This window comes from Streptococcus sp. SM5, from assembly GCF_027497975.1.
On the sequence record NZ_JAJNSC010000005.1, the window covers coordinates 42,672 to 56,139 of the forward strand.

12 protein-coding genes and 1 tRNA gene are annotated in these 13,468 nt (G+C 38.3%); all 13 read right to left on the reverse strand.

The window, feature by feature from the left end; all coding sequences use genetic code 11:
• Nucleotide 1: 1 nt before the first annotated feature.
• Nucleotides 2-994, reverse strand: a complete 993-nt coding sequence (locus PAN07_RS05105) for an ATP-binding cassette domain-containing protein (RefSeq protein ID WP_269797356.1) — start codon at nt 992-994, stop codon at nt 2-4.
• A gap of 315 nt (nt 995-1,309) precedes the next feature.
• Entirely contained in the window at nt 1,310-2,242 is a 933-nt protein-coding gene (locus tag PAN07_RS05110; protein WP_269797357.1) for an alpha/beta hydrolase, read from the reverse strand.
• A 129-nt stretch (nt 2,243-2,371) separates the two neighbouring features.
• Nucleotides 2,372-3,253: a class II fructose-bisphosphate aldolase gene (locus PAN07_RS05115; RefSeq protein ID WP_075566991.1), complete on the reverse strand. Its 882-nt coding sequence runs from the start codon at nt 3,251-3,253 to the stop codon at nt 2,372-2,374.
• 141 nt (nt 3,254-3,394) lie between these two features.
• Complete coding sequence (vncS, locus tag PAN07_RS05120; RefSeq protein ID WP_269797358.1) at nt 3,395-4,717, reverse strand: sensor histidine kinase VncS; 1,323 nt, start codon at nt 4,715-4,717, stop codon at nt 3,395-3,397.
• A complete protein-coding gene (locus PAN07_RS05125; RefSeq protein WP_269797359.1) occupies nt 4,714-5,370 on the reverse strand; it encodes a response regulator transcription factor in 657 nt (218 codons plus the stop codon). Before PAN07_RS05125 ends, vncS begins: the two co-directional genes overlap by 4 nt.
• 71 nt (nt 5,371-5,441) lie before the next feature.
• A complete protein-coding gene (gene vex3, locus PAN07_RS05130; protein ID WP_269797360.1) occupies nt 5,442-6,821 on the reverse strand; it encodes an ABC transporter permease subunit Vex3 in 1,380 nt (459 codons plus the stop codon).
• Between the two features lie 47 nt (nt 6,822-6,868).
• Nucleotides 6,869-7,516 carry an ABC transporter ATP-binding subunit Vex2 gene (gene vex2, locus PAN07_RS05135; protein WP_004252438.1) on the reverse strand — a complete coding sequence of 216 codons (648 nt, stop codon included), beginning with the start codon at nt 7,514-7,516 and terminating at the stop codon, nt 6,869-6,871.
• Nucleotides 7,517-7,529: 13 nt separating this feature from the next.
• Nucleotides 7,530-8,807, reverse strand: coding sequence for an ABC transporter permease (locus PAN07_RS05140; RefSeq protein ID WP_269797361.1), 1,278 nt, complete (start codon nt 8,805-8,807; stop codon nt 7,530-7,532).
• A 125-nt stretch (nt 8,808-8,932) separates the two neighbouring features.
• Nucleotides 8,933-9,544: a CPBP family intramembrane glutamic endopeptidase gene (locus PAN07_RS05145; protein WP_269797362.1), complete on the reverse strand. Its 612-nt coding sequence runs from the start codon at nt 9,542-9,544 to the stop codon at nt 8,933-8,935.
• Between the two features lie 282 nt (nt 9,545-9,826).
• Nucleotides 9,827-9,912, reverse strand: a tRNA-Leu gene (locus PAN07_RS05150).
• A gap of 77 nt (nt 9,913-9,989) precedes the next feature.
• Nucleotides 9,990-10,565, reverse strand: a complete 576-nt coding sequence (locus tag PAN07_RS05155) for an isochorismatase family cysteine hydrolase (protein WP_269797363.1) — start codon at nt 10,563-10,565, stop codon at nt 9,990-9,992.
• Nucleotides 10,565-11,353, reverse strand: a complete 789-nt coding sequence (codY, locus tag PAN07_RS05160) for a GTP-sensing pleiotropic transcriptional regulator CodY (RefSeq protein ID WP_269797364.1) — start codon at nt 11,351-11,353, stop codon at nt 10,565-10,567. Before codY ends, PAN07_RS05155 begins: the two co-directional genes overlap by 1 nt.
• A 271-nt stretch (nt 11,354-11,624) precedes the next feature.
• Nucleotides 11,625-13,199, reverse strand: coding sequence for a DEAD/DEAH box helicase (locus tag PAN07_RS05165; RefSeq protein WP_269797365.1), 1,575 nt, complete (start codon nt 13,197-13,199; stop codon nt 11,625-11,627).
• Nucleotides 13,200-13,468: the final 269 nt, after the last annotated feature.

The window sequence follows — 13,468 nt, forward strand, 5'->3', positions numbered from 1 at the left end:
CTTAGAGCTCCTTTCGATAGAAGCGACGGATAATATCTTCAATATCCGTATCTACCATCTTCAAATCACGGACTTCAAAATCAGATAAGGTTTGCTTGATAATATCAGCTGATTGGTAGCGGGAACTATCAAATTCAATAGTCAGGTTATTTCCTTGTCTATCAATGGATATATCAGGTAAGCCTTCATAATGAGAGACGAGATGACTTTGACCTGGCGTCAGATCGAAGGAGAGAGTCTTCATCTTGCCAAAGGTTTCCTTGAGCTGGCTCACCGTCCCATCAAAAATCTCCTGCCCCTTATCAATCATAAAAATCCGATCACAGAGTTGCTCAATATCACTCAAATCATGAGTAGTCAAGAGAATAGTTGTCTCTTCCTCCTGATTAATCTGGGTGATAGCACGTCGAATGTTATCCTTGACCGACACATCCAAACCAATAGTCGGCTCATCTAAAAAGAGAACTTTGGGATTGTGAAGTAAGGAAGCCGCAATATCCGCCCGCATCCGTTGACCCAATGAAAGAGTCCGCACAGGATCCTTGATAAATTCCTTCAAATCCAAAACTTCATTCAAAAAGTCCATACGCTTATGGAAAAGCGAGTCTGGCACATCGTAAATCTCCTTCAAAACCGTGTAGGTCTCTTGCAGTGCCAAATCCCACCATAGCTGGGTTCGTTGTCCAAAGACAACCCCGATATCCTTGACATATTCTTGACGATTGTCCTGGGGAATCTTGCCGTTAATCCGACAAAAACCAGATGTCGGTTTCAAAATCCCTGTTAGCATTTTGATGGTTGTCGATTTCCCAGCACCATTTGCCCCGATAAAGCCTAAAATTTGGCCTTTTGGAACTTCAAAGGTCAAATCCTTGACCGCTTCAAAGGTCTGCTTTTCAGGATGAACAAAGGAGCGCAAAGCTCCCTTCAAACCAGGTTCCTTCACTGTCTTCACAAAATTTTTCTGAAGATGTTCCACTTCTATCATTGCCATATATCTCTCCCTTTAGAAAAGAACCATTAATTCATACTACTTAATGGTCAAATTTCATTTCTTGAATCTTAAAACGGGCCCCTCTAAATAATTTATACACAAAGGTCTTAATTACATTCTATTATAGTGTAATCGATAAGGAGAAACAAGTGTTTTTCTAGTAAAAAGTAAATAGTTTTGATACTTGAAAAAAACAAAAAGCCTGTCTTAAAAGACAGACTGGATGTTTATAAAAGACATTATTTTATCATTATTCTGGTACTAAGCTTTCAGTATTTAATCATGTTCATCAATCTGAAATAGATTTCTAGCCCCTCAATTATTCTCTAAAAATTCTTCAATCCGAGTAACAACCTCCTGGCTTTGATAATGATAGAGGTCATGTGGTGCATCTATATAGATGACTTGAACATTAGACTGCTCACTGGCAAACCTCATAGCATAATGCTGCCATTCTGATTGGCTAAAGCTCGTCCCTTCACCATTAGAAACCATGAGTAAGGTAGGAATTTTAGGATTGATGCTAGAGGAAACTTTCTTGGCATTTTCCTTTGCCAAACGGGATTCATGAAGCATGGCTTGTGACATCAACTGCTTATATGCTAGTAATTTATATTGTTGTCGTTCAGCTTCAGTCAGAGTTGGATTTTTTATATAAAAGGACTCAGGAAAATAGCGTAATAAACCAATTTTGCTAGTCCAATAGGCCACAGTAAGCAAGACCTGATTATCCTTTAAATCCTCATAACTAGATGGCAGTGCCCAATCCAGACCAATCAAGCCTTTCACTTCATCAGGATATTTTTCCTGCCAAGCTATACTCTCAAGACTAGCCATGGAATGAGACAGAATAATAAAAGGCCCTGTGACATTAGCCTTAGAAAGAGCTTGACGAGTTTCAGATAAAACCTCCATCACATCTCTGGATTGATTACTATCCTCGCTATAACCATAGCCAGCCCGCTCCACGATGACTACCTTATATTTTTTTGATAAGGAATCTGAAACATTCTTAAAGTCCAATATTGGAGAGGCAATTCCAGCACCAGATAGAAACACTATTGTCTCGGGACCATCCCCCTCAACGTAAACATTGATTTTGTGCCCATTAACGAGAACAGTTTTACCCATAGGAGTTAAAGAGGCTAGTTCCTTTTCTAAGCTGATACGATGAAAGATAAATGTCCCTACTAAAAATAAGATAAGGAAACTAAGAAAGACAAGGGCTGATTTTTTCAGTATTTTCATAGCATTATTGTACAAAAATTAGACTCTTTTAGCAACTTAGTATATAGTAGTCTTAAGTATATTCTCTATAAAAGCAACACAAAAAACCCACCTTTACAGGCGGGTTTCATTTTGTATTGTTCAGCTAGATTAAGCTTTACCTTCTGAACCGAATACGTCGATACGTTCTTCAACTGATGCTTGGATAGCTTTTACACCGTCAGCCAAGAATTTACGTGGGTCGAAGAGTTTCTTCTTGTCGTATTCTGCTTCGTTTGCTTCGTAGTCACGAGCAAATTTACGAGTTGCGTTAGCGAATGCGATTTGGCATTCAGTGTTAACGTTAACTTTAGCAACACCAAGTTTGATAGCTGCTTGGATTTGGTCATCAGGAATACCTGATCCACCGTGCAATACGATTGGGAAGCCTGGAAGAGCTTCTGTCAATTTTTGCAAGTGGTCAAGGTCAAGACCTTCCCAGTTTGCAGGGTAAGGACCGTGGATGTTACCGATACCAGCTGCCAAGAAGTCGATACCAGTTGCAACCATTGCTTTAGCGTCTTCGATTGGAGCCAATTCACCTTTACCGATGATACCGTCTTCTTCACCACCGATAGTACCAACTTCAGCTTCTACTGAGATACCTTTAGCGTGTGCTTTTTCAACAACTTCTTTAGCCAATTTAAGGTTTTCTTCAACTGGAAGGTGTGAACCGTCAAACATGATTGAAGTGTAACCAACTTCGATACACTCAAGTGCATCTTCGTAGTGACCATGGTCAAGGTGGATAGCTACTGGTACAGTGATACCCATTGACTCAACAAGGTTAGCGATCAAGTTGCGAGCAACTTTATAACCACCCATGTATTTAGCAGCACCCATTGAAGTTTGGATCAAAACTGGAGCTTTTTTAGCTTCTGCTGCGCGCAAGATAGCTTGAGTCCACTCAAGGTTGTTTGTGTTAAATCCACCAACTGCATAACCGTTGTCACGAGCTGCTTGGACAAATTTTTCTGCTGAAACGATTGCCATTTGTCAGGCCTCCTATATATTTTTTGGGACATCCCATTACATTGTTCATTTTATCACTTTTTGATAAAAAAAGCTAGTTTTTCCCGTAGTTTCGTCTGAATTTCTTCTATTTTAAAATATGTAAACTCTTTCTAAAACCCTTTATTCCGGCTTTTGAAGAAGATTCATATAAAATACCAAGTGATCTTCATATCTTTCAAATCGATAATCAATTTCTTCATTTTCTAATAAACTTTTAACTACGAAGAGTCCCAAGCCTGCTCCCTTACTTTGTCGACTAGAGGATGTGAAGGATTGTTCAAATTTATCTTGCTCCTCAGGTGTACAGGTGTTCTCAATAAAGACCCAACCATCTTTTTCTCCAATTTTTAGGAAACCACCTCGGACAGAGTGTTTCACTGCATTACTGATAAGATTAGAGAGAATCAGTTTAAGGACCGAAGGGTTTAGATAAGTTTGTTGGTTAGTCAGTTGATTCACAACTGAGATTTCCCTCTCTTTAGCTAATAAATCATAATCCTTTAAAAGAAAATCTGTCATTTCAAGAAGGTTGATTTGTTCTTTCTTATCTCGCAATTCCTGCACTGAAGAAAGGGATAGGATTTGCAGAACGTGGTGACTCAAATCATCTACAATACCCAAAGAAACTCCCAGATAGTAGTCACGGTCCTTGTAGCGACCGATATTTGCTTGCATATTTTCCAGAAGAATCTTTAGACTAGCTAGAGGTGTTTTCAGTTCATGGGAAGCACCTCGCAAAAACTCAACCTTCATCTTTTCCAGCTGGAGGATGGCCTCGTTCTTTTCATGCAAGTCTGCAATGACCGTCAAGAGATGCTGATAAAGGCTATTGATTTGTTCTTTGAGATCGCCAATTTCATCCTTAGAATCCACGCGCAACCTCACTTCTGCATCCAAATCCATCATCCGTCGAGTCACTCGTTTTATTTCCAAAATAGGAGCAACAATGGTTCTAGCATAGATAAAGGCTATGAGGAGCGAAATGATGAAAGACGCTAATAAAGTATAAGGCAGAAATTGAAGACTCATATCTTCTGCTTCTTTCTGCAAATCCATAGATGCTAAAAACTGCAAGGTCATCGTCTGACCGTCCTTAGTTTGAACTTCTCTTTCTTCAATAACCAATGAGGCTGTCTGACGCTGCCTATCTAGTGGAAGATTGTCATTGACCTCCAACTTATCCTGGGTCATCTCACCCTTAATAGCTCCCTTGATATCACTGCTTTGAGAATAAAGTTCAAGGACTTCCTGAATAGCTTGACTATCCTTTCCTTGAAGGGACTGGGCAATTTCTGTAGCCTTTTGCCCGATGCTTTCCTGACGGTGACTGAGATAGGTTGATGGAAAGAGGAAATAGATGGCCAGATGCAAACAAATGACTAAGGTAGAAAATACCGAGAAGGTATAAATAAAAATCTTTTTAAATAAACCAGAACGTCTCATTTTCTCTCCAATTTATAACCAACATTGCGCACGGTAAAAATACAATCTAAATCCAATTTTTTCCGTAATTCCTTGATATAGACATCGATTACTCTATCAAAAGGGACTTCATCTGTCATCTTCCAAACAGCATCGATAATCTGAGCTCTAGTCAAAGCACGACCTTCATTTTTAACTAGATAGTCTAAGATTTCCAGTTCTTTTGCATTCACTGCAACTTCTTGACCAGCCACTTTGGCGCTATAACTGTCAAAATCTACCTTAGTTTCCTTATAGGTAAAGGTACGACCTGTATCATAATAACGTTTAAAAATAGCATCTACTCGTACCTTTAACAAAGATAGGGAAAAAGGCTTTTCCAGATAGCCATCTGCTAGAGCAGAAAAGGCGCTCATCTTATACTCCTCATCCTGAAAGGCTGTCAACATCAAGACTGGTACTTGACTACTTTTACGAATTTCTGACAAAACCTCTAAACCATTGAGTTTCGGCATTTGAATATCTAAGAGAACCAGGGCAATTTGGTGACGAGAAAATTGTTCTAAGGCCTCAAGACCATCTGCTGCCTGAAGGGTTTCATAACCACAATCCGTCAAGTAATCACTAATTCCCTCACGGATCATGTCTTCATCTTCTACAATTAGAATTTTCATATAAATCCTTTTCTATCAAAAATGCTACCTATATTATATCTCATTTGAGTGAGAATAGGTAGCAGGTTTTTTTATTCACTATCCAACAAGAGTTCTTTTGGTTGTTTAAAGAGGAGATTGCTGGAAGCAAGTGCCATAACTAGTACTACTAGAACCAAGCCAAGTACAAAGATGATAGCAAAGTCAGAAGGTTGAATGGATATATCTAAACTTGAAAGAGTCTTGCTAAAGCCGTCAACTTCTGCACCGCCACCAAGATTAGAGGCTTGGGCTGCCTTACTAGCTTGCTTAGCCACATCTGATGTGACATTTGCAAGAACTGTATTTCCAATAGCACGAGCAGTATAGTTGGCTAGGAAGTAAGCTGAAATTAGTGCTGGAATTGCAATCATAACTGCTTCTGTGATAAATTGTCCTAGAATACTTGCTTGTTTAAGACCAATTGAAAGGAGAATTCCGACCTCTTTACGACGGGCGTTAATCCAAAGCGTGAGTAATAGACCAAGTAGGAGAACTGAGAAGCCTAAGCTACCCCAGAAAAGCAGATTTGCCATCTTGTACATGCCTGAGATTGATTGTTCAAGGGCAGGGTAGTTAGACGAACTCTTAATCAAGGTATACATCTTCCAGTTGATACCGTTGATAGACCCTAATTCTTGCATGACAGTATCTAGATTCTTATCTCCAGCTACAAAGAAGGTCGCATCTCCATAAATAGCTGTATCTTCTGTATAACCATAGAGCTGGGCAGCTGTGTGAATATCTGTGATAGCTGTATTCTCATAAAGTTCTTGTGAGTAGGTCACAGCAGATTTGTTATGTCCATCAAAAAGTCCTTTGATCGTTACTTCTACTGTTTCCTTGGCTCCTTTTTCATTATCTGCATCGTAGATATTGGAGTTCAGTTTGACCTTGTCGCCAACTTTCCAGCCATGTTTAGCAGCCAAGTCTTTGTGCATGAGAATTTGGTATTTGTCATCGTTTGTTAAATGCTCACCTTCGACCAATTTGTAAGAGCCTGACACAAACTTGTCTTCTTTAGAAGAGTCATTGACTCCTGTTATCATCAAGCTACTTCCAAAACGTTGAGCTCGATCTGCAGTTAGATTTTTCTTGGTTTCAGGCGTTTCAATCAGTTCATAGCCTGTCAAATCACCAATAGCATTGATCCGTTTGATGTAGGATTCAATAGCCTTATTCTCGGTAATTTTTTTGATATCTTCACCCTTGATATTCCCAGCACCACGTGGAGTTCCTTGGTTGACCCTACGGTTAATTTGCATGGAGAAACTATTGGTGATATTCTTAAAGGTTTCTTGAGAAGCCTTGGCTGTTGCTCCTTTGATAGATAAGCCGACCAAACTCAAACTAGCCATCAAGAGAATGATAAGAAAGATCACAATCGACTTGAAAAATTTTCTTGTGACATAGGCAAATGCGTTGTGTAACATAAGATTCCTTTCTAGATTTACTTCCATTTTTAATATGTTTAAAAGTTTTAGTTACTATTTTTTCTTGTTTCAGTCAGTTTCTTATCCTTCAATTCAAGTGTAATATCTGACGCCTGTGCTACTTCCTTACTGTGGGTCACAACGATCACACACTTGCCTGTTTTCTCAGCAAGAGATTTGAGCAGGTCAATAATATCTCCAGCTGTCTTAGGATCTAGGTTTCCTGTTGGTTCATCTGCTAAAATCACTGGTGCTTCAGATACGAGGCTACGAGCAATGGCAACCCGTTGTTGCTGCCCTCCTGATAACTGGAGAACATTCCGCTTGATTTGACTTTCATCTAAACCAAGTTCAAGAAGGGTATCCTTGCTAGCTTTTTTATTAACCAAGCGGATATTTTCCAATGGAGAAAGATAATCAATCAAGTTATAGTTTTGGAAAACCAAAGAGATATGGTGCATGCGATGATAAGAATAACCTTGTTCACGAATATCCTTGCCTTCGAATAATATAGCTCCTTCGACTGGGCTATCAAGTCCTGCTAATAGAGATAAGAGTGTTGACTTCCCAGCTCCTGATTCTCCGATAATACTATAAAACTTGCCTGGTTCAAAATCGTAATTGATTTTATATAATACTGCTTCTGCAGTGTTCTTGTAACGATAAGTAAGATCTTGTAATTGTAGTAAAGTCATGATTTCTCCTTTATTAACTGATGGATGATAAAATTTCTTTCGGTGATTTTCTAAATAAAAATAGGAAACAAAGTGCAACTGACAAGCAGCTGATTATAAGTAGGAAGATATAAGATTCTCCAAATGATAGAAGACTTGTTGAAAGATTCGTTGCTTTTGCTAGCGTATCTTGTAGGGCAGCTTGGTCGCCACTTGCTAATACAGTCTTCAAGAGATAGGAAGTAATGGCATTTCCAGCTACAAATGCTGGTAAAATTGCTGCCAATGAAACCAGGATAACTTCCAGGCAGAATTGGCTAAAGATTGCTATTTTTCCTTTTCCTAGCGCCAATAAAATACCAACCTCGTAGACTCGCTCTCGTAACCAAAGTGACAAGACCAAGACCAGAGCTCCTACACCAGCAATCATAATACCATAGAGGAAAATTTGTAGGAAGGTTTGGAAGGTCGAAACTGAATCCTTGATTTGTTCAAACGCCTTATTTTCCTTCTCGACTTGGTAACCTTTAGTTTCCAGGGATAACTTTTCAACTTCTTGAATGATACTATCCATATCTTTTGGATTTTCTAAATAAAAACGAGCGGCGCTAACTTGAGCTTCCTTATTTCCAAGAAGAGTTTGGCTACTTTCGAAGTCTGTATAGACCGTGTTTTCACTAAAATCTGAGCTAAGACCAGTGAATTTTTCTTGCTTCTTACCTGAGAAAATACCTACGATTTCATAGTCTAGCCTTTGTCCACTATTTCCTTCAACTTGACCAGGATTTAAGCTAATCTTATCTCCTACTTTTAGATTGTTTTTATTTGCTAAATCTTCATGGATTAAGATTTTTTTGCTATCTCCTTTTTCTAAATGCCTTCCTTCTTTAAGGGTAAAGGCAGAGCTAGTAAAGGAGACATCCTTAGAGGAATCTTCTAAAGCTATCAAACTGATGAGATTTTTTTCAGCCTCTGTCAAATCATCCCTTTGGATACTTTGTTCTCCAGTAACGACTTCTTTGTCAGTTAACTTGGCTATTGTTTCTAGCTCAGGTGAAATCTTCTCAAGACCCTTTATCTTTTTAAGGTCATCTAGTTGAGACAGTTGAAAAGTCTGATCTGCTTCGATTCTTTTAATCGAAAAAGATGTATTCAGTGAGCGATAGAGATTGTTTTCTACTGTTTTGTTGGACTTCATAAGCGTCAAACAAGCCGATATTCCAGCCAATAAGACAAATAGAATCAAGAATAATATGAGACTTCTCAGTCGTTTTCTGCTGACGTAAGCCCAAGCTCTTTGAGTGGGATTCATATAGCACCTCCATATTTGTAAAACCATTATAATATTCAAATATGAAATGTTTATGAAATAAGAAAAATTTCTGAAATAAAATAAGCCAGTATTTCTACTGACTTTATATTTATAAATCACCCAGATTAAAACAGAGAAAATGCAGCAACTATCCCAGAGAAAATGTTAGCTAATGCATGTATGATCCAACTTGTTAAAATAGACCCTCCAGCTTTTTTCTCATTGACAAAACCAAGATAAGCAGCGATTACTCCTGTAAACAAGGTAATAAAAAGAGTAATTCTTATAGATACAAGTGAGGCAAATAATATTCCATGAAGCAAACCAAAAGTAATAGCTTGTATCGTATTCGCAAAGAAAAATGGCATATGATTAACTAATCGTTTTAATAAAAACCCTCTGAATAAAAGTTCCTCAGGCAAAGAAGTCTGAAAAAAACTATAAATTAGTATACTTGGCAAAGCTTTAAGACCCATATCGGAAAATGCCGAAGTAGCCGTTTCTATACTACGTGTTAGAGGAAAGATAAACATAGAAAAAATTGTAAACAGGAGAAAGCCACCAATTATCCATGCGATAAGATAAGAATCTTCAACCCTTTTAATAGCTTTTAAACCAATCCATTCCCCAAAAGATACTTTACCTCTCACTATTAAAAACCACCAGATATAAGGTAGTATAATAACAAAAAGAAATTGAATTAAGGCACTTATGATTCGTTGTAGTTCATTAGCCATAACAATTCTCCTTTACATATTTGAAAAACTAATTTTAAATCAGGAAATACAAGACTTAAACTATAAAAGCTTTCCCGATAATAACCGTTATATACTAGGATAGATTAAACTTTTCTAGACTACTACCTCTCTAATTTTTCAATACTGAACTTTTTGCCATCTTTCCTATCTATATTATAGCACTTTTTAAAATAAAAAAACATACCAAAAAACTAGCTTGTATGTTTTTCACTATACATCTTTCAAAAAAATAAAAAGCTAGCCAAAGCTAGCTCACTATTATGCGGAGAGAGGGACTTGAACCCTCACGACCTAAAGCGGTCACAGGATCCTTAGTCCTGCGCGTCTGCCAATTCCGCCATCCCCGCGTCGATTACTTTACTAGTATATCAACTTTGAAAAAAATTGTCAAGACTTTTTTCAGATTTTTTCATCTTGAAATGTATTATTCTGTAATTTCAAGCAAATTTTCATCAACCAATTTCGCACCAAGTGTATTCTTGAAATGTCCAAGTGCAAAGGCATGATTTTCAGGCCAAATGGATGCAACTGCTGGTTTCACAACTTCTATCTGATAACCAAGATTATAAGCATCAATGGCTGTATGCAAGACACAGATATCTGTAAGAACTCCTGTCAAAATGACTGTATCAACTCTACGCTCTCTGAGACGGATATCCAAATCTGTTCCAGAAAAAGCTGAATAGTGACGTTTATCCATCCAGAAAACACGACTATCATCTGCATGTTCCTGATAAAAATCAGCTAACTTGCCATACAAATTTCGTCCACTCGTTCCAATAATATTATGTGGCGGGAAGAGTTTACTTTCAGGATGAAAGACATCATTTTCCTCATGAGCATCGATGGTGAAAAAGATGTAATCACCACGATCAAAAGCCTTTTGGGTCACCCCATATATATCATCAGATATTGCTTGAGCTGGAGCACCCGCAGTCAGTTTCCCATGATCCGCTACAAAATCTTCTGTATAGTCAATAGAAATTAAAGCCTTAGCCATTAATAGTCCCTCTTTTTCACTTCTTCAAAAATATCTGGAATTAAAACTTTTAGATAAGTTCCTTTCATACCAAGAGAACGACTTTCAATAATCCCTGCAGATTCAAGTTTACGAAGGGCATTAACAATTACTGAGCGTGTGATTCCGATACGATCTGCAATGACTGAAGCAGTTAATTGGCCTTCATTACCATCTAGTTCTGCTAGAATAGCCGATACAGCTCTAAGTTCAGAGTAAGAGAGTGTATTAACCGCCATAGTTACAGCCGTACGACGACGAATATTTTTCTCATCTTCTTCACGTTGGAAGTTCAAGAGTTGAATTCCTACTACTGTGCTGGCAATCTCAACAAGTATCAAATCCTCATCTTCAAACTTTTTATCATTACGCCAAATGATCAAGGAACCTAAGCGAATTCCTGAGACATGAATGGGAGCAATCGTTGTCAAACCATCTGGGAAATCAGAGCGACTCTCAGTTGGGAAGATTGTCAAATCATGCTCTACAGGAAGATTGGCCTCCGTATCGTAGATCATGTTTGCACCCTGTACATAATCTTCTGGAAAAGTCTTTGATTGGAAGAAGTGCTCTACTCGGTCATTATTAGTTTTGTAGCGCATAAAGTAGCCCAACAAACGACCCTTGCTATTAACAATACAAGCGTTACAGTCAATAATATCTGCTAATTGACGTGTAATGGCATTATAAGGAAGCTCATCTTGTAATTGCTCTTCCGAACGCTTTAAGATTGATGTGATTTTTCTTGTTTTTTCTAATAAATGTGCCATTTTTTACCTCGCATATAATCGCTTCCATTATAACATAGAAAAGTCTTTATTTCAATAATTATCTGAAAATTGCTTATTGCATCACAATTCTTTTATATTCGCAATTTTTTGATGTTTTTTTAATATTTATGATTGACATCCATTTATTTTTTTGATAATATAATATTACAAGATAACAAATATATAAATACAACTTCAAGTATAACTTTTTCTACTTTAATTTAGGTCTCCTTATATATAAAAAGCGATTCACAAAGTGAACCGCTTTTTATTATTTATCACCCTTGTTACGAATAACAAAACCTGTTTTCTTTTCGCTGGATGTATTACGTGGTTTTTTATTATCCTTCCGGTAACGCTTCTCTTTATCAAATCGATCCTTTGAGCGTCCACCTTTTCGATAGTCATCATGACGGCCATTGCCACGGCGTTCACGGTCTCTACGGTCGTCTCCACGACGGGCTCCTCGATCTGACTTGCCTTTTCCGCCAAATCCACCACCAGATGGTTTAAATGGTAATGGTTTTTCACGCGCAATCTCAACTTCTGGAAGACTGTCTGGATCTTGGACAGTCAGACTCAAGATATACATGGCCAATTCTTCAGGACTAAATTCAGCTGCTAATTTACGGGCATCTTTAGCAAATTTATCAAAGTTGCTACGAATGGCTTCATCAGCAAAGTCACGCTCGATTTTCTTAAGAGCAACCTGCTTCTTAGCTTGGAAGGCTTCTTCTGCACTTGCAGGTTTGAGACCTTTCATGCGTTTCTTAGTCAAGTTCTCGATGATTTGAAGGTAGCCCATTTCATTTGGAGCCACGAAGGTAATAGACTGACCTGACTTACCTGCACGACCTGTACGGCCGATACGGTGAACATAGCTCTCAGGATCTTGAGGAATGTCATAGTTGTAGACATGAGTCACACCTGAGATATCTAAACCACGAGCTGCAACGTCTGTTGCAACAAGGACATCAAGATTTCCATTTTTAAAATCACGAAGGACACGAAGACGTTTGTTTTGGTCCAAATCTCCATGAATCCCTTCTGCACGGAAGCCACGGATCTTCAGACCACGAGTCAATTCATCTACACGACGTTTAGTACGACCAAATACGATCGCCAGTTCTGGTTGTTCCACGTCCATGAGACGAGTCATAGTATCAAATTTTTCTTGTTCTTTAACTCGGATATAGTACTGGTCAACCAATTCTGTTGTCAACTCTTTAGCCGCAATCTTCACATGCTCAGGTTCTTTCATAAACTGGACCCCGATACGTTTGATAGCTTCTGGCATGGTTGCTGAAAAGAGTAAGGTTTGACGATTTTCTGGGACACGAGAGATAATGGCTTCAATATCCTCAAGGAAGCCCATATTAAGCATCTCATCTGCTTCGTCAAGGATAAGAGTTTCAATATCCTGTAATTTCAAGGCCTTGCGTTTAATCAAGTCCAAAAGACGTCCTGGTGTTCCTACTACGATATGAGCACCTGATTTAAGAGCCTTGATTTGTTTTTCAATGCTTGAACCACCATAGACTGAACGAACTTTTACACCCTTGCTTCTACCAAAGCGGAAAAGCTCTTCTTGGCTTTGAACTGCAAGTTCACGAGTTGGCGCAATCACCAAAGCTTGGATAGTTGCTTCTTCTGTACGAATTTTTTCAAGGGTTGGCAAGCCAAAGGCTGCTGTTTTCCCTGTACCAGTCTGTGCTTGACCGATAACATCTTTTCCCTCAAGAGCCAAAGGAATGGTTTGCTCTTGGATAGGACTTGCTTCTACAAATCCTGCTTTATCAACTTCTGCTAAAAGGTCAGCAGACAAGTTAAATTCATTAAATTTCACGTTTTTCTTCTTTCTAAAGGTGGTGCGAAGCCACCCTATAGCGCTTAGTTTATACTTTTCTTTTCATGACGTATTTTCATATCTTTATATGAAAGATCGTGTTGCTTCTTTTCCACTAAAGAAAAGTACTGCTTTCTTTGCAACTTATCTAGTATAACACAAGAAGGAGGCAAAAGATAGTCAAACCCTCTGATTAAATCATGTAAACGATTTTTTAACCATACTCTTCTTCTCTTCACTAAATAGTTCTTTAAAAATCATCGTCGATT